The organism is Streptomyces sp. NBC_00234 (assembly GCF_036195325.1).
GTDB lineage: Bacteria > Actinomycetota > Actinomycetes > Streptomycetales > Streptomycetaceae > Streptomyces.
In genome coordinates this window covers 1094156-1109944 of sequence record NZ_CP108101.1, presented here as the reverse complement: position 1 = coordinate 1109944, position 15789 = coordinate 1094156, and the positions used below count along the sequence as shown (strand labels likewise).

18 protein-coding genes are annotated in these 15789 nt (G+C 70.8%); 9 read left to right on the top strand and 9 right to left on the bottom strand.

From position 1 onward, the window contains the following. Nucleotides 1–2 precede the first annotated feature (2 nt). The gene (locus OG230_RS04605) at nucleotides 3–638 is read right to left on the bottom strand and encodes an ATP-dependent Clp protease proteolytic subunit (RefSeq protein ID WP_328908837.1); all 636 of its coding nucleotides are present in this window, start codon (nucleotides 636–638) and stop codon (nucleotides 3–5) included. Nucleotides 639–693: 55 nt separating this feature from the next. Between OG230_RS04605 and OG230_RS04600 the strand changes: the two genes are divergently transcribed. Continuing rightward, complete coding sequence (locus tag OG230_RS04600; RefSeq protein ID WP_328908836.1) at nucleotides 694–978, top strand: type II toxin-antitoxin system Phd/YefM family antitoxin; 285 nt, start codon at nucleotides 694–696, stop codon at nucleotides 976–978. A 116-nt stretch (nucleotides 979–1094) separates the two neighbouring features. Here the strand turns inward: OG230_RS04600 and OG230_RS04595 are convergent, their stop codons facing one another. Next, the gene (locus OG230_RS04595) at nucleotides 1095–2102 is read right to left on the bottom strand and encodes an ABC transporter permease (RefSeq protein WP_328908835.1); all 1008 of its coding nucleotides are present in this window, start codon (nucleotides 2100–2102) and stop codon (nucleotides 1095–1097) included. A gap of 113 nt (nucleotides 2103–2215) precedes the next feature. Between OG230_RS04595 and OG230_RS04590 the strand changes: the two genes are divergently transcribed. The 8 genes from OG230_RS04590 to OG230_RS04555 all read left to right on the top strand — a co-directional run bounded on the left by OG230_RS04590 (nucleotide 2216) and on the right by OG230_RS04555 (nucleotide 9245). After that, nucleotides 2216–2836, top strand: coding sequence for a TetR/AcrR family transcriptional regulator (locus OG230_RS04590; protein ID WP_328908834.1), 621 nt, complete (start codon nucleotides 2216–2218; stop codon nucleotides 2834–2836). A gap of 138 nt (nucleotides 2837–2974) precedes the next feature. Next, complete coding sequence (locus tag OG230_RS04585) at nucleotides 2975–3277, top strand: urease subunit gamma (RefSeq protein WP_328908833.1); 303 nt, start codon at nucleotides 2975–2977, stop codon at nucleotides 3275–3277. A 15-nt stretch (nucleotides 3278–3292) separates the two neighbouring features. Beyond that, nucleotides 3293–3604, top strand: coding sequence for an urease subunit beta (locus tag OG230_RS04580; protein WP_328908832.1), 312 nt, complete (start codon nucleotides 3293–3295; stop codon nucleotides 3602–3604). Next, nucleotides 3597–5318 carry an urease subunit alpha gene (locus OG230_RS04575; RefSeq protein ID WP_328908831.1) on the top strand — a complete coding sequence of 574 codons (1722 nt, stop codon included), beginning with the start codon at nucleotides 3597–3599 and terminating at the stop codon, nucleotides 5316–5318. Before OG230_RS04580 ends, OG230_RS04575 begins: the two co-directional genes overlap by 8 nt. Before the next feature lie 60 nt (nucleotides 5319–5378). Beyond that, nucleotides 5379–6041: an urease accessory protein UreF gene (locus OG230_RS04570; protein WP_328908830.1), complete on the top strand. Its 663-nt coding sequence runs from the start codon at nucleotides 5379–5381 to the stop codon at nucleotides 6039–6041. Nucleotides 6042–6063: 22 nt separating this feature from the next. Continuing rightward, nucleotides 6064–6741, top strand: a complete 678-nt coding sequence (gene ureG, locus OG230_RS04565) for an urease accessory protein UreG (protein WP_328908829.1) — start codon at nucleotides 6064–6066, stop codon at nucleotides 6739–6741. Beyond that, a complete protein-coding gene (locus OG230_RS04560) occupies nucleotides 6738–7505 on the top strand; it encodes an urease accessory protein UreD (protein ID WP_328908828.1) in 768 nt (255 codons plus the stop codon). The genes ureG and OG230_RS04560 overlap by 4 nt, the downstream gene beginning before the upstream one ends. 162 nt (nucleotides 7506–7667) lie before the next feature. Continuing rightward, nucleotides 7668–9245 carry an alpha/beta hydrolase gene (locus OG230_RS04555; RefSeq protein WP_328908827.1) on the top strand — a complete coding sequence of 526 codons (1578 nt, stop codon included), beginning with the start codon at nucleotides 7668–7670 and terminating at the stop codon, nucleotides 9243–9245. Nucleotides 9246–9312: 67 nt separating this feature from the next. On the opposite strand, the gene OG230_RS04550 is transcribed toward OG230_RS04555, so the two are convergent. The 7 genes from OG230_RS04550 to OG230_RS04520 all read right to left on the bottom strand — a co-directional run bounded on the left by OG230_RS04550 (nucleotide 9313) and on the right by OG230_RS04520 (nucleotide 15761). After that, nucleotides 9313–10359, bottom strand: a complete 1047-nt coding sequence (locus OG230_RS04550) for an NAD-dependent epimerase/dehydratase family protein (RefSeq protein ID WP_328908826.1) — start codon at nucleotides 10357–10359, stop codon at nucleotides 9313–9315. A gap of 64 nt (nucleotides 10360–10423) precedes the next feature. After that, nucleotides 10424–11134: a lysophospholipid acyltransferase family protein gene (locus tag OG230_RS04545; RefSeq protein ID WP_328908825.1), complete on the bottom strand. Its 711-nt coding sequence runs from the start codon at nucleotides 11132–11134 to the stop codon at nucleotides 10424–10426. A gap of 173 nt (nucleotides 11135–11307) precedes the next feature. Continuing rightward, nucleotides 11308–11466: a hypothetical protein gene (locus OG230_RS04540; RefSeq protein WP_328908824.1), complete on the bottom strand. Its 159-nt coding sequence runs from the start codon at nucleotides 11464–11466 to the stop codon at nucleotides 11308–11310. A 65-nt stretch (nucleotides 11467–11531) separates the two neighbouring features. Beyond that, nucleotides 11532–12482, bottom strand: a complete 951-nt coding sequence (locus OG230_RS04535) for a cytochrome c oxidase assembly protein (RefSeq protein WP_328908823.1) — start codon at nucleotides 12480–12482, stop codon at nucleotides 11532–11534. Between the two features lie 110 nt (nucleotides 12483–12592). Continuing rightward, nucleotides 12593–13618: a 6-phosphofructokinase gene (locus OG230_RS04530; protein ID WP_328908822.1), complete on the bottom strand. Its 1026-nt coding sequence runs from the start codon at nucleotides 13616–13618 to the stop codon at nucleotides 12593–12595. 141 nt (nucleotides 13619–13759) lie between these two features. After that, nucleotides 13760–14488: a type 1 glutamine amidotransferase gene (locus OG230_RS04525; protein WP_328908821.1), complete on the bottom strand. Its 729-nt coding sequence runs from the start codon at nucleotides 14486–14488 to the stop codon at nucleotides 13760–13762. 34 nt (nucleotides 14489–14522) lie between these two features. After that, nucleotides 14523–15761: a Mur ligase family protein gene (locus OG230_RS04520; protein ID WP_328908820.1), complete on the bottom strand. Its 1239-nt coding sequence runs from the start codon at nucleotides 15759–15761 to the stop codon at nucleotides 14523–14525. Nucleotides 15762–15789 lie beyond the last annotated feature (28 nt).

The window sequence follows — 15789 nt, the reverse complement described above, 5'->3', positions numbered from 1 at the left end:
GTTCACCTCGCGGTGTGCGGCGGCTGGGACGGACTGCGGTTCTCCATGACGTGGTCCACCACCCCGTACGCCTTGGCGGCTGCGGCGTCCAGGATGGTGTCCCGCTCGATGTCGGCGGTGACTTGCTCGGTGGACCGGCCGGTGTGCCGGACCAGCATTCCCGTGAGCATCTCGCGCACGCGCATCAACTCGCGTGCCTCGATCTCGAGATCGGATGGCTGGCCCTGCACGGCCTCGGGCAGGGCGGGTTGCTGAATGACTACCCGGGCGCCGGGCAGGGCATGTCGGCGGCCCGGTGCGCCGGCCGCGAGCAGGATCGCGGCGGAGGAGCCGGCCTGGCCGAGGCAGAAGGTCTCCACCTCGCAGGTCAGGTACTGCATCGTGTCGTAGATCGCGGCCATGGCGGTGAACGAGCCGCCGGGGGAGTTGATGTACAGCGAGATGGGCCGGTCGGGGTCCGCGTACTCCAGGTACATGAACTGGGCGATGAGGTCGGTCGTCGCGGTGTCGTCGACGGGGGTGCCCAGGAAGATGATCCGCTCGGACAGCAGCTTCGAGTACGGGTCGAGGGTCCGGGTGCCGGTCGCGGTGCGCTCGGTGAACTCCGGCAGTACGTATCGGGCGGCGGGACGGATCATGGTTCGGTCCTCCGTAAGAAATGTACAGGACGTACACAAGGTTATGATGGGGACTATGGCCTACGAGATTCCGGTGACGCAAGCCCGGGCGGAGCTCGCCGAACTGATCAACCGCGTCGTCTACGGTGGGGAACGCGTGGTCGTGACGCGGCACGGAAAGCCGCTCATCGCGCTTGTTTCCGCCGCTGACCTGCAGCGACTTGAGGACGAGGAGGCCGCGGCGGAGGAGCAGGTGATCCGCTCGGTGTCCTCCATCCGCTCGGTGACGTCCGCTCCGGGCGAACGGCGCAGCTTCGGTATCGCCGCCGAACACCGCAGTCACCACGACCGGGACGACTGACTCGCACCCCGGACGCCTACGGTCCGCGCACGCGAAAATGCCGTGCACCCCCGTCCGCTACAGCGGGGGTGCACGGCGGTCCGATGATCCGGCGCGTCAGGCGCGTCGGCGGTGCGTCAGTGCGTCAGCGCGGGCTCCGGTATGCCGGCCGCCGGGGCGGCCTCCGCCTTGTCGCGGCGCCGGCCGCCCAGGATCACGACGGCCAGACCGGCCGCGGCCCACAGGGTGAGGGTCAGTGCGGGACCGCCGGCCGCGCGGCCGTCGAAGAAGCCGACCGACCGCAGCAGTGATCCGCCCGCGCCGGGCGGCAGCAGCTGACCGATCGCCCCGACCGGCTCGGGGAGCATCTCCGGTGCGCTGGTGAGGCCGGAGAACGAGTTGCCGAGCAGCACCATCAGGAGTGCGCCGAGGCCGATGCCCTTCGGTCCCAGCAGGGCTGCGAGACCGGCGACCACCGCGCCGATGGACAGCACGATCAGTGCCAGGGCCCCGGCCTCGGTCCACCAGTCTCCGGCGAGTACGCCGAGCCAGCTGTGGGCCAGCGCCGCCGCCGTGAGGCCGACCAGCGCCGCCGCGCCGGTCAGGGCAAGCGCGGCCCGGGTGCCCCGCAGTCCCATCAGGGTCACGAGGGCTCCTGCCGCGACCCCGGCCAGGGCCAGCGGAAGGGCGCTCGCGCCGAGGGCGCTGCCGCGCGGATCGCCCGCGGGCGCCTTGACGACGTCCGTGACCTGGATCTCGGTGCCCGGGGGTGCGGACGCGGTGACGGCATCGCGCAGCAGCTGGGCCACCACGGGGCCGGCCGCGGTGGCGGTGAGGAGCTGAGGGCCGGTGGGAGCGGCGACGACGGCGCCGTATACGACCCGGTTCTCGATAGCCGCGCGGGCGTCGGCCTCGTCCTCGTAACGGTGGATCTCGAACGCGCCTGCGCGCTGCTCCATCCGCTCCTGGAGCTGGTCGGCGGCGGGTGCGGTGCCGACGATCCCGACGGGGAGGTCCCGCGGGGCGATCCGGGCGGCGGGCCAGGCGAAGGCCCAGAGGGCCAGGGCCAGCACGACGGGGACGAGGAGGATCACTGCCACCGTGCGGCGATTGCGCTCGGTGGACGTGAGGGGCACGTGGGGCATGGGGGCCTCCCATCGGAAGTTTAAGAGAAGGATCGTTCGTTTTAAGTAGGCTTCCACTGTCCTGCGGGACGTGCGACCTTGTCAAGAAGGAACGTTCGTTTTAGGTTGAGGCCATGGCTCGTGTATCCCAGGAACACCTAGACGCCCGGCGCCGTCAGATCCTCGACGGCGCGGCCCGCTGCTTCGCCCGCGACGGATTCCACGGCACCTCGATGCAGGACGTGTTCAAGGAGGTCGGGCTCTCGGCCGGCGCCGTCTACCGCTACTTCAGCGGCAAGGACGACCTGATCGCCGCCATCGCGGGCGATGCGGTCGGCGGGGTGCGCCACGCCTTCGAGGAGGCCGCCCGCACCACCCCGCCGCCGACGCCCGACGTGCTCATCGGCCGGGTGACCCGCACGCTGTTCGACGCCGGGCAGCTCGCCCTCGACCGGCAGGCGTACGCGGGTCTGATCCTGCAGGTCTGGTCGGAGACCCTGCGCAGCGAGCGGCTCGGCAGCACGCTCGGCGAGGCGTACGGCGGCCTTCGGGCGGCCTGGGGTGAACTGGTGGAGGCGTACCGCGCCAACGGCATGCTCCGCACCGATCTGCCCGCCGACCACGTCGCCCGCACGCTGATCGCCACGGCCCAGGGGTTCATCGTGCAGTTGGCGCTGTTCGGTGACATGGAGCCCGAGGTCCTCGAGGACGGTCTGCGGGGCCTGATGTCCATGGATGTGCAAAGGGCCAGTTAACGCGCCGGAAAAACTTCCGCCCTAACGTGCAATACCTCGCCGCAGGACCCCGTTCCGAAGATCAACAAACCGTTGAAGGCGGATAGGGTCCCGCTGCGTCCAGGGCAGGTACTGGGCGGAAGACGAAGAGGTGGAAGCGTGCAACTGACCCCGCACGAGCAGGAACGCCTGCTCATCCATGTGGCTGCCGACGTGGCGGAGAAGCGCCGGGCACGCGGGCTGCGGCTCAATCACCCGGAGGCCGTCGCCCTGATCACCGCGCATCTGCTGGAAGGCGCGCGTGACGGCCGCACGGTCTCCGAACTCATGGCGTCCGGCCGCAAGCTGCTCACCCGTGACGACGTCATGGAGGGCATCCCCGAGATGATCCACGACGTCCAGGTCGAAGCCACCTTCCCGGACGGCACCAAGCTCGTCACCGTCCACGACCCGATCGTCTGACGGGGGAGCGCCGCGATGATTCCCGGAGAGATCCTGTACGGGGACGGCCCCGTACCGCTCAACGAAGGCCGTGCCGTCACCCGTATCTCCGTCCTGAACGCCGCGGACCGGCCCGTCCAGGTCGGCTCGCACTACCACTTCGCCGAGGCCAACCCCGGCCTGGACTTCGACCGTGCCGCGGCCCGCGGGCAGCGGCTCAACATCGCCGCCGGCACCGCCGTCCGCTTCGAGCCCGGCATTCCCGTCGACGTCGAACTCGTCCCGCTCGCAGGGCTGCGCATCGTCCCCGGCCTGCGCGGCGAAACCGGAGGTGCCCTCGATGCCTGAGCTCCACCGCGCGGTCTACGCAGACCTGTTCGGCCCCACCACCGGCGACCGCATCCGGCTCGCCGACACCGAGCTGTTCGCCGAGATCGAGGAGGACCGCTCCGGCGGCCCCGGACTCGCCGGTGACGAGGCCGTGTTCGGCGGCGGCAAGGTGATCCGCGAGTCCATGGGGCAGGCGCGCACCAGCCGCGCCGAAGGTGCTCCCGACACCGTGATCACCGGCGCCGTCGTCATCGACCACTGGGGCGTCGTCAAGGCCGACATCGGCATCCGGGACGGCCGGATCACCGGGATCGGCAAGGCCGGCAACCCCGACACCATGGACGGCGTGCACCCCGACCTGGTCATCGGTCCCGAGACCGAGATCATCGCGGGCAACGGCAAGATCCTGACGGCGGGCGCCGTCGACGCGCACGTCCACTTCATCTCGCCGACCATCGTCGACCAGGCGCTGTCCTCCGGTGTCACCACGCTCGTGGGCGGCGGTACGGGACCGGCCGAAGGGACCAAGGCGACCACCGTCACCCCCGGGGCCTGGCACCTTGCCCGGATGTTCGAGGCGCTGGAGGGCTTCCCGGTCAACATCGGGCTGCTCGGCAAGGGAAACACGATGTCCGGCGACGCGATGCGCGCCCAACTCCGTGGCGGGGCAATCGGGTTCAAGATCCATGAGGACTGGGGGGCCACGCCCGCCGTCATCGACGCCTGCCTCCGGGTGTGCGAGGAGAGCGGCGCCCAGCTCGCCATCCACACGGACACGCTCAACGAGGCCGGCTTCGTCGGTGACACCCTGGCCGCCATCGCCGGGCGCTCGATCCACGCGTACCACACCGAAGGTGCGGGTGGCGGGCACGCCCCCGACATCATCACCGTGGTCTCGGAGCCGTACATCCTGCCGAGCTCCACCAACCCGACCCGGCCGCACACCGTCAACACCATCGAGGAACACCTCGACATGCTGATGGTGTGTCACCACCTCAACCCGGCCGTGCCGGAGGACCTCGCCTTCGCCGAGTCACGCATCCGGCCCTCGACCATCGCGGCGGAGGACATCCTCCACGACCTCGGGGCGATCTCGATCATCTCCTCCGACGCCCAGGCGATGGGCCGCGTCGGCGAAGTGATCATGCGTACCTGGCAGACGGCGCACGTGATGAAGAAGAGGCGCGGCGCGCTGCCCGGTGACGGGCGGGCCGACAACCGCCGTATCCGTCGCTATGTCGCCAAATACACGATCAACCCGGCGGTGGCGCAGGGCCTGGACCGGGAGATCGGCTCGGTCGAGACCGGCAAGCTCGCCGACCTCGTGCTCTGGGACCCGGCGTTCTTCGGCGTCAAGCCGCAGACCGTCATCAAGGGAGGCCAGATCGCCTACGCGCAGATGGGCGACGCCAACGCCTCGATCCCCACCCCGCAACCGGTCATGCCCCGGCCGATGTTCGGCGCACTGGGCCGTGCGCCCGCCGCCAACTCGCTCAACTTCGTGGCGGGCGCCGCCATCGAGGACGGGCTGCCGGAACGCCTCGGCCTCGGCAAGCGGTTCGTGCCGATCACCAGCACCCGGGGAGTCACCAAGGCGGACATGCGGGAGAACGACGCGCTGACACGGGTCGAGGTCGACCCCGACAGCTTCGCCGTGACCATCGACGGTGAACTCGTCGTCCCCGAACCCGCCGCGGAACTCCCGCTCGCTCAGCGCTACTTCCTGTTCTGAGCCCTCCGGCTCCCGCGCCTCCCGATTCCTCCGACTCCCCACTCCGAGCGAAAGCAGCCCATGACGCGCGCAGCGCTGCTCGTCCTCGCCGACGGCCGGTTCCCCGCCGGTGGTCACGCCCACTCCGGTGGAGCCGAACCGGCCGTCAAGGAAGGACGCATCCGTAACGCCGACGACCTCGCCGCATTCTGCCGGGGCCGGCTCCACACCACGGGACTCACCTCCGCCGCGCTCGCCGCGGCGGCCACCCACGGCCTCGACCCGCTCGCACTCGACGAGGCTGCCGACGCCCGTACCCCCTCACCCGCCCTGCGGGCCGTGTCGCGCAAGCTGGGCCGTCAGCTGATGCGGGCCGCACGGGCCACCTGGCCCAGCCCCGAACTGGCCGGGCTCGCCGCCGCCCGGCCGCGCGGCGCCCATCAGCCCGTCGTCCTCGGCCTCACCGCGCGGTCCGCGGGACTCGAACCCGAGGACGCCGCGCACTGTGTCGCGTACGAGACGGTCAGCGGGCCGGCCACCGCGGTCGTCCGGCTGCTCTCCCTCGACCCCTTCGAGGCCACCGCCGTCCTCGCCCGCCTCGCCCCCGAGCTCGACCGGGTCGCCGCGCGGGCGGCCACCGCCGCACGCCACGGCCTCGACGCGCTGCCCGCCGCCTCGGCCCCCCTGCTCGACATCACCGCCGAAGCGCACGCCGCCTGGCCGGTCCGCCTCTTCGCCTCGTAACCGCACCATCAGGAGCCGCCCCATGCACCTCGACCACACCCACGACGGACCCGCCGCCGTGAGCGCCGACGCCGCACGGCCCGACGGCACCCGGCGTGCCCTGCGCATCGGACTCGGCGGTCCGGTCGGCTCCGGCAAGACCGCGACCGTCGCCGCCCTCTGCCGCACTCTGCGCGACCAGCTGTCCATCGCCGTCGTCACCAACGACATCTACACCCGCGAGGACGCCGCCTTCCTGCTCCGCAACGCCGTCCTGCCGCCCGAGCGCATCCAGGCCGTCGAGACCGGAGCCTGCCCGCACACCGCGATCCGCGACGACATCTCCGCCAACCTCGAAGCCGTCGAGGACCTTGAGGACGCCGTCGGCCCGCTCGACCTCATCCTGGTCGAGTCCGGCGGCGACAACCTCACCGCCACGTTCTCCAAGGGCCTGGTCGACGCGCAGGTCTTCGTCATCGACGTGGCGGGCGGCGACGACATCCCCCGCAAGGGCGGCCCCGGTGTCACCACCGCCGACCTCCTCGTCGTCAACAAGACCGACCTCGCCCCGTACGTCGGCTCGGACCTCGGCCGGATGGCCCGTGACGCCGCCGAGCAGCGCGGTGAACTGCCCGTCGTCTTCACCTCTCTGACGTCCGGCGAAGGTGTCGCCCCCGTGGCCGACTGGGTGCGCGCGCAGCTCGCCGCCTGGACCGCATGAGCGTCCAGGCCACGGCCCGTATCACCGCGGTCCCCGACGGCCGGGGCTCCACCGCGCTCCCCGTACTGGAGAGCGGCGGGCCGCTCGCCCTGCGCCGTACCCGGTCGGCCCTCGCCCCGTACGCCCGCGTCACCGTCGTCGGCGCCATGACCGCGCCGCTCGGCGGCGACCGGCTCGCCGTCGAGGCGGACGTCCGGGACGGGGCGCGGCTGACCGTCGACTCCGCCGCGGCCACGGTCGCCCTGCCCGGGGCGACGCCGGAGGCCGGGCCCGCGACGTACGACGTGCGGCTGACCGTGGGGGAGGAGGCGGAACTGCGCTGGCTCCCGGAACAGCTCGTCTCCGCGTACGGCAGCAAGCTGCACATGACCACCCGGGTCGAACTGGCCGCCTCGGCACGCCTGGTGCTGCGCGAGGAACAGATCCTCGGCCGGCACGGCGAGAGCACCGGGACCCTCACCACCCGGCTCACCGTGCTCCGTGCAGGCCGGCCGCTGCTGGACCAGCAACTCGCCTACGGGCCGGGCGCACCCGGCGGCTGGGACGGTGGCGCCGTGCTCGGCGGGCACCGAGCCGTGGGCCAGCTCCTCGTCGTGGACCCGGGATTCGAGGAGTCCGGCCCGAAGGCCCGGCTGCTGAATCCGACCGCCGTGCTCACCCCGCTGGCCGGCCCCGCCGTGCTGGTGACCGCCGTCGCGGCCGACGCACGGCTGCTCCGCGGAGTGCTGGACGACGCCCTGGGCGAGCTGAGTTCCCTCGACTGAGGGCGAGTTCGCTCAGCGGGACCGAGGTCACCGGTTATTGGTTCGGTAAAGAAACACGTGTACGCCCTGTTCTCAGGAACCCCACAGACGAAAGGATCCGCTGGAAGGACCGATGAACTGCGCCGCCACCGGCGGCGCATCGGACAATGGGGGAGGTTCCACTTGAGACGCACAGCAGTGCTCGGTTCGGCCGGCGCTCTGATCGCGGGCACGCTCATAGCGGGCGCGATAGCCGCACCGGCGGCCAGCGCCGACGGGCGTCACCACAGCGGCTCCGAGGCGTACGGCGTTCAGCTGGCCGCCGCACGGGCCGCGCAGGCCGGTATCGACTGGCAGGACTGCCCCGCCGACTGGGCGCTCTCCACGCCCATCCAGTGCGGCTGGGTGACCGTCCCGCTCGACTACGCCAAGCCCAACGGCAAGAAGATCAAGCTGGCCGTTGACCGGGCCGTCAGCACGGGCACCGCGGCGGAGCGCCAGGGCGCTCTCGTCTACAACCCGGGCGGCCCCGGCGGTTCGGGGCTCAGGTTCCCGAACAGGGTCGTCACGAAGAACCCGCTCTGGGTGAAGACCTCGAAGGCGTACGACTTCGTCGGCTTCGACCCGCGCGGTGTCGGCCACTCGGCGCCGATCTCCTGCATCGACCCGCAGGAGTTCGTCAAGGCACCGAAGGCCGACCCGGTCCCGGACAACGAGGCCGACAAGCGCGCCCAGCGCAAGCTGGCCGCCGAGTACGCGGACGGCTGCGCCGAACGCAGCGGCGACATGCTGCCGCACATGACCACGCCCAACACCGCGCGCGACCTGGACGTCATCCGCGCCGCGCTCGGCGAGAAGAAGCTCAACTTCCTGGGCGTCTCCTACGGCACCTACCTCGGTGCGGTCTACGGCACGCTCTTCCCGACCCATGTGCGCCGCATGGTCGTCGACAGTGTGGTCAACCCGGCGAAGGACAACATCTGGTACGAGGCCAACCTCAACCAGGACATCGCCTTCCAGACCCGCTGGAACGACTGGAAGGCGTGGGTCGCCCAGAACGACGCCACCTTCCACATCGGTGACACTCCGGAGAAGGTCGAGCAGGCGTGGCTGGAACTGCGCGCCGCCGCCAAGAAGGACCCGATCGGTGGAGTCGTCGGCCCCGCCGAGCTCATCGGCTTCTTCCAGAGCGCTCCGTACTACGACTCCAGCTGGGCGCCCGTCGCCCGGATCTGGAGCGCCTACCGGGGCGGCGACACCCAGGCACTGGTCGACGCCGCGGGCCCCGACATGTCGGACCTCGCGGGCAACGCGTCCTCGGAGAACGGCAACGCCGTGTACACGGCCGTCGAGTGCGCGGACGCCAAGTGGCCCACGAGCTGGCAGCGGTGGGACCGGGACAACACCCGGCTCCACAAGGACTACCCGTTCATGACCTGGGCCAACGCCTGGATGAACCTGCCCTGTTCGACCTGGTCGGCCAAGCAGCAGACTCCGCTGGAGGTCAGGACCGGCAAGGGTCTGCCGACCGTGCTGATCGTGCAGTCCACGCGTGACGCCGCCACTCCGTACGAGGGCGCCGTCGAGCTGCACAAGCGCTTCAAGGGCTCGCGTCTCATCACCGAGAAGGACGCCGGTTCGCACGGCGTCACGGGCCTGCTCAACCCCTGCATCAACGAGCGGGTGGACACCTACCTGCTCACCGGGGAGACCGACCGGCACGACGTGACGTGCGCCCCGCACGCCACACCGAAGCCGTAAGCACATCCGCCAGGGGCAAGGGGCGGCCGGATTCCCATCCGGCCGCCCCTTCGCTCTGCCCGGTGCCTCACACGCCCCGGTCGTACTGCTCCAGCCAGGCGTCCTCCGCCGCGTAGTCGAAGATGTCGCCGTAGTTCCGTGCCATCTTCGGGAACGCGTCCGTCCAGTCCCGGCCGTCGAGCCGGCCGGCGAGCCAGGACACGGTCTCCGGCAGGGACTCCGCATAGCCGGTCACCGGCCGGTAACCGAGCTCCCGCTCCGCAGCCGCCATGTCGTACACGATGGAGTGCGCGGCGCTCCAGGGGGTCTCACCGACCCCGCCCGGGGCCGGAGCGCCCGCCAGCAGTACGGTCTCGGTGCGCGTGCCGAGCACCTCGTCGACGGCCGTCCCGATCTCGGCGACCGTCGGGGCCTCGGGGTCCGCCGCGTTCAGCACACGGGTACCGGGCCGCAGCGCGGCGAGCCGGATCAGCTCCGCCACGTTCGAGACGTGCACGGGGTGGAAGCGGCTGGTGCCCCCGTAGGCCAGCACCCGGCGCGCCCGCCCGTCCAGCGCGCGCTTCACGAAGTACAGCTCGCGCGGAGTGCGGCAGAACGGCCCGTGGACGGCACCGGCCCGCAGCAGCGTCACCGGCAGGGTCTCGGCGGCGGCCAGCAGATCGCGCTCCAGGCGGATCTTGCGCGTCGCGTACGTACCGTCGCCCGGTGCCACGGTGGCGAGGGACTCGGGGATCGGCAGTGGGTACCGCGGGCCGCCGTCCGGCCGGTCCTGGGTGTCGAAGCTGCGGCCCCGGTCGTCCTCGTACACCGCGCCGCTGGAGATGACCACGGCCGACCCGATCCGGTCCGCGAGACCGGTCAGCTGCCGGGCGTGCGCGCCGTCGTACGCCACCATGTCGACGAGGACGTCGCAGCCCTCGCCCAGGGCCGCCGTGAGTGCTCCCTCCTCGTCCCGGTCGAGGCGGACGCTGCGCACCCCGTCCGGCCAGGTGCCGTCCCGGCCGCCGCCGTGCGAGGCGGCGGTCACCTCCCAGCCGTCCTCGACGAGGGCCGTGACGGCCACCCGCCCGATCTGTCCCGTCGCGCCGAGCACGAATGCGTTTCCTCTGCTCATGAGGGAGACGCTAGGGGGCGGGCCGGTACCGGGCCAGGGCGATCGGCTGAGGGCAGATTCGCGGTCAGCGTCGCAGCCGCGGGAACTTCCTCGGCTGGTCCGCCTGCGCGGCCTTCACCTTGGCCGCGTACTCGTCGACGTACTCCTGACCGGACAGACCGAGGATCGCGTACATGATCTCGTCGGTGACGGCCCGGATCGCCGCCTTCTGGTCCTCCAGACCGGCGTACCGGGAGAAGTCCAGCGGTTCACCGAAGCGGATCGTGACCTGCTTGATCCTCGGGACGACCTGGCCGGGCGGCTGGATCTCGAAGGTGCCGACCATCGCGCACGGGACCACCGGCACTCCCGCCTTGATCGCCATCACGGCGACCCCGACCTTGCCCTTGTACAGCCGCCCGTCGTGCGAGCGGGTGCCCTCCGGGTAGATCCCCAGCAGCTCGCCCTTGGCCAGGACACCGAGTCCTTCGCGGATCGCGGCCTGACCGGCGTCCTTGCCGGAACGGTCCACCGGGATCTGCCCCGCGCTGCGGAAGAAGGCCGCGGTCAGACGGCCCTTGAGACCGGGCCCCGTGAAGTACTCCGCCTTCGCGAGAAAGGTGATGCGCCGCTTGATGATCGCCGGCATCAGGAAGTGGTCGGAGAACGACAGGTGATTCCCGGCGACGATGGCCGCCCCGTCGTCGGGAATGTGTTCCAGGCCCTCGATCCGCGGCCGGAACAACAGGCGCAACACTGGCCCCAGCACAACGTATTTCAGGACGTAATAGAACACGGAGGGTGCACCTCGCTCTGCCGGTCGGCTCAGGGCTGTGTCGTGCCAGGTCATCGTGGTGCGGGGAGACCGTCAGTCTAGAGCGCCCGTTGCGAGGGCGGGACCGTACTGATCAGTCACCACGCCGGTGCCAGGCTTCTGCCCGTTGCCCGCGCCGCAACGCAGGAGCGGGCTCAGCTCTCCTGTGTGGCCGCCATTCCCAGCGTCGCCAGGCCCAGTACCACCCAGCCGAACCAGAGCCAGCCGTTGCTCCCCAGAGCCACCGTGTACGCCGTGATGGCGACCAGTGTCCCGAGGGTGAGCACTCCCATGGTCTTCACGGATCCGGACATGCGCGCACTCCCTCACCGGCCGCGCGGCCGTTGAGCCCATGGTCGCCCCGCGAGTGCGCTCCGCGCTACTGTCCGCGCGCCTGCAAAGAGGCGAGATACGCGTTGTACGCCGCGAGCTCCTTGTCGCCGTCCCGGTCGGCGGCCCGGTCCGAGCGCTTCGCGGTGCGCTGTTCGGAGCGGTACCACTGGAAGACCAGCGCGATCAGCACGAGCACCGAGGGGATCTCGCTGAAGGCCCAGGCGATACCGCCCGCCCAGTTCTGGTCACTCAGCGCATCGATGCCGAGCGAGGCCGGGGGATTCTTGTACGTCTCCACCATCGGCCCGCTGGCCATCATCAGCGCGATCCCGAAGAACGCGTGGAACGGCATGCCCGCGAAGAGCTCCAGCATCCGCATCAGGTAGCCGGGCCGGTGCGGACCCGGGTCGATGCCCATGATCGGCCAGAAGAACACCAGGCCCACGGCGAGGAAGTGCAGCATCATCGCCAGATGGCCGGGCTTCGATCCCATCAGGAAGTCGAAGATCGGGGTGAAGTAGAGCGCGTACAGACTGGCGATGAAGAGCGGGATCGTGAACACCGGGTGCGTGATGATCTTCATGTACCGGCTGTGCAGCAGCATGAGGAGTACTTCGCGGGGCCCGGTCCGGTCCCGGCCGGCGACCGGCAGTGCCCGCAGCGTCAGCGTCACCGGTGCGCCGAGCAGCAGCAGGATCGGCGACAGCATGCTGATCACCATGTGCTGCACCATGTGCACGCTGAACATGACCATGCCGTAGTCGTTCAGCCTGGTGCACATCACCAGGGCGATCGAGAGCACACCGACGACGAAGAAGACGGTCCGGTTGACCGGCCAGCTGTCGCCGCGTCTGCGCAAGCGGAGCACGGCGTACCCGTACAGCGCGAGCGCCAGGACGCAGCCGACCAGGAAGAACGGGTCCGCGGAAAAAGCCAGTCCACGTCCCAGCGTGAACGGCGGCAGATCCATGTTCATGCCGTGCCCGCTGTGGTCCATCTGTTCACTCCCGCTGGGGACGTCCCCGATTCGTGCCGCTTGTCCGGGTCCAGAGTAGAACTGCCCCCGGCCGCAGCTGCGGCCGGGGGCAGTCCATGACTACGAGCGGGTCAGAGCACGCACTCCGCCTCGGCGTAGCGCTCCGCCGGAACCGTCTTCAGGGTCTCGACGGCCTCCGCCAGCGGCACCATCGTGATGTCCGTGCCGCGCAGGGCCGTCATCATGCCGAACTCGCCGCGGTGCGCCGCCTCCACCGCGTGCCAGCCGAAGCGGGTCGCGAGGACCCGGTCGTACGCGGTCGGGGTGCCGCCGCGCTGGACGTGGCCGAGGATCACCGGGCGGGCCTCCTTGCCGAGCCGGTGCTCCAGCTCGATGGAGAGCTGCGTCGCCACTCCGGCGAACCGCTCGTGCCCGTAGATGTCCTTGGTGCCCTGGGCGAACTCCATGGAGCCGGCCTGCGGCTTCGCGCCCTCGGCGACCACGACGATCGCGAACTTCTTGCCGGCCGAGAAGCGCCGCCCGACGAGTGTGGTCAGCTCGTCGATGTCGAAGGGGCGCTCCGGGACGACGATGGCGTGCGCACCGGCCGCCATGCCCGAGTGCAGGGCGATCCATCCGGTGTGACGGCCCATGACCTCGACGATCAGCACCCGTTGGTGCGACTCGGCGGTCGTCTTCAGCCGGTCCAGGGCCTCGGTGGCGACACCGACCGCGGTGTCGAAACCGAAGGTCACGTCGGTGGAGGCGATGTCGTTGTCGATGGTCTTCGGCACGCCGACGATCGGCAGACCCGCCTCGGAGAGGAGGTTGGCCGCCTTCAGCGTGCCCTCGCCGCCGATCGGGATGACCGCGTCGAGGCCGAGGTCGGAGACGTGGCCCCTGGCCCGCTCCACACCGTCACGCAGATGGGCCGGCTGGACGCGGGAAGAGCCGAGGATGGTGCCGCCACGGGCGAGGATGCCGCCGACCGCGTCGAGGTCGAGCTTGCGGTAGTCGCACTCGAGAAGGCCCCTCCAGCCGTCGTGGAAGCCGATGACCTCGTCGCCGTGGTCCACCACCGCGCGGTGCACGACGGATCGGATGACGGCGTTCAGGCCGGGGCAGTCGCCGCCGGAGGTGAGTACACCAATTCGCATTGCCCGGGAAACCTTTGCAACGTGGGGCCGACGACCGGACCACGTCGTCCGGTTTGATCCCCGCCACCCTACCGGCGCAGGGTGGCGGGACCGAACCGGGCGTCCGCCTGCTGGACGCTGCTCAGTTGAGCCGAAACGGCCTCAGGCGGGCTGCGTCGCCGCGGCGATGCGCTCGGAGCGCAGCGCCTCGTACCAGCGGTCGTCGGTCGGCGGCAGCGCGTTCACGTCGAGAGCCAGTTTCAGCAGCAGATCCGCGATCATCGGATTGCGTGCCATCACGGGACCGTGCATGTACGTGCCGAACACGGTGTCGTTGTACGCGCCTTCGGTGCCGTCCCCGGTGCCGTTGCCCCGGCCGAACTGCACCCGGGCGAACGGCCGTGCCGTCGGGCCGAGATGGGTGACGCCCTGGTGGTTCTCGAAACCGGTCAGGGGCGGCAGGCCCAGGTTCGGGTCGATGTCCGCGAGGACGTCGCCGACGCACCGCGCACCCTCGCCGCGCGTGGAGACCACGTCGAGCAGGCCGAGACCCGGCTCGCGCTCCCCGAGGTCGTTGATGAACTCGTGGCCGAGGATCTGGTAGCCCGCGCACACCGAGAAGATGATCGCGCCGTTGGACGCGGCCCGGCTCAGACCGCCGTCGCGGCGCAGCCGCTCGGCGGCGAGCCGCTGCGGCCGGTCCTCACCGCCACCGATCAGGTAGATGTCGCCGGAGGTGGGAATCGGCTGGTCGCTGCGGACGTCGACGCGCTGCACGTCGAGGCCGCGCTGGCGGGCCCGGCGCTCCACCACGAGGGCGTTGCCCTGGTCGCCGTAGGTGCTGAGGAGGTCGGGGTAGACCCACACCAGCCGCAGGCTGTTGTTGCTCATGCTTCGTCCTCTCCGGAGGGGGCCGGGGCCGGGGTCAGTTGCCGACACGACGGCGCAGATCCTGGAAGGCGGTGTAGTTGGCAATGACCTCGATACGACCGGGCGGCGCCAGCTGGACGGCCTCGTCCAGGGTCTCGCAGACCCGGAAGTCGAGACCGGCCACCTCGAGGCGCACCGCGAGGTCCAGCTTGCGGTCACCGAGCACGAAGATCGGGTGGCCGTACAGCTGGGTGTAGTCGACGTCCCAGAGCCACGAGGTGTCCGTGCCGTCCGCACCACGGGCGTTGACGGAGAGGATCACCGGCGTGGGCGGCGGATCGATCAGGGAAAACGTTTCGAGCCAGCCCGCCGGGTTCTTCGCCAGCAGGAGCCGCAGCTCACGGCCGAGGAAGGTGACGACGTCGTAGCGGCCCGCCACCGCCTGCACCTGGTACATGCGCTCCAGGGCGACCTGCGGCGGCACACCGAAGACCGCGGCCACCGCGGCCGAGCTGGTGGCGTTCGCCTTGTTCGCGCGACCCGGCAGCTGGAGGTGGATCGGCCAGGCCGAGCCGTGCGGGTCGAGGACGTAGTCGCCGTTCAGCGCCCAGCTCGGGGCGGGGCGGCGGAAACCGCACTCGCCGCAGAACCAGTCGTCGCCGGGGCGCTGCATCACACCACCGCACGAGGGGCAGGACCAGGCGTCGTCCTTCCACGCCTGGCCGGCCGCGACCCACACCACATTGGGGGAGGAGGACGCCGCCCAGACGATCAGCGGGTCGTCGGCGTTGGCGACGATCACGGCCTTCGAGCCGGACAGACCCTCACGCCACTTCTCGGCCAGCATCCGGGTCTCCGCGGCGCGGTCCAGCTGGTCGCGCGAGAGGTTCAGAAGCGCGATCACCTTGGGCGTCGTGTCGCGGGCGACGCCGGCGAGGTACTTCTCGTCGACCTCGATCACGCCGTACTTCGCGTCCGAGCCACCGGCCAGCGCGGAGGTGATCCCCGCCGGCATGTTGGCGCCCAGCGCGTTCGACACGACGGGCCCAGCGGCCCGCAGTGCCTCGGCGATCAGCCTGGTGGTGGTCGTCTTGCCGTTCGTCGCCGACACGAGGATCACGTCCAGGTGCTGCGCCAGCCGCCCCAGCAGGTCGGGGTCGAGCTTGAGCGCCACCCGGCCGCCGATCACCGATCCGCTGCCGCGCCCCGCAGCGCGCGACACCGCCGCCGCGGCCTTGCCCGCCGTCACGGCGAGCTTGGCCCGCGGCGACAACGGCTCCGTGTTGCCTGCCATCGTCCTAGATCCTCCTTGCATCGGTCCG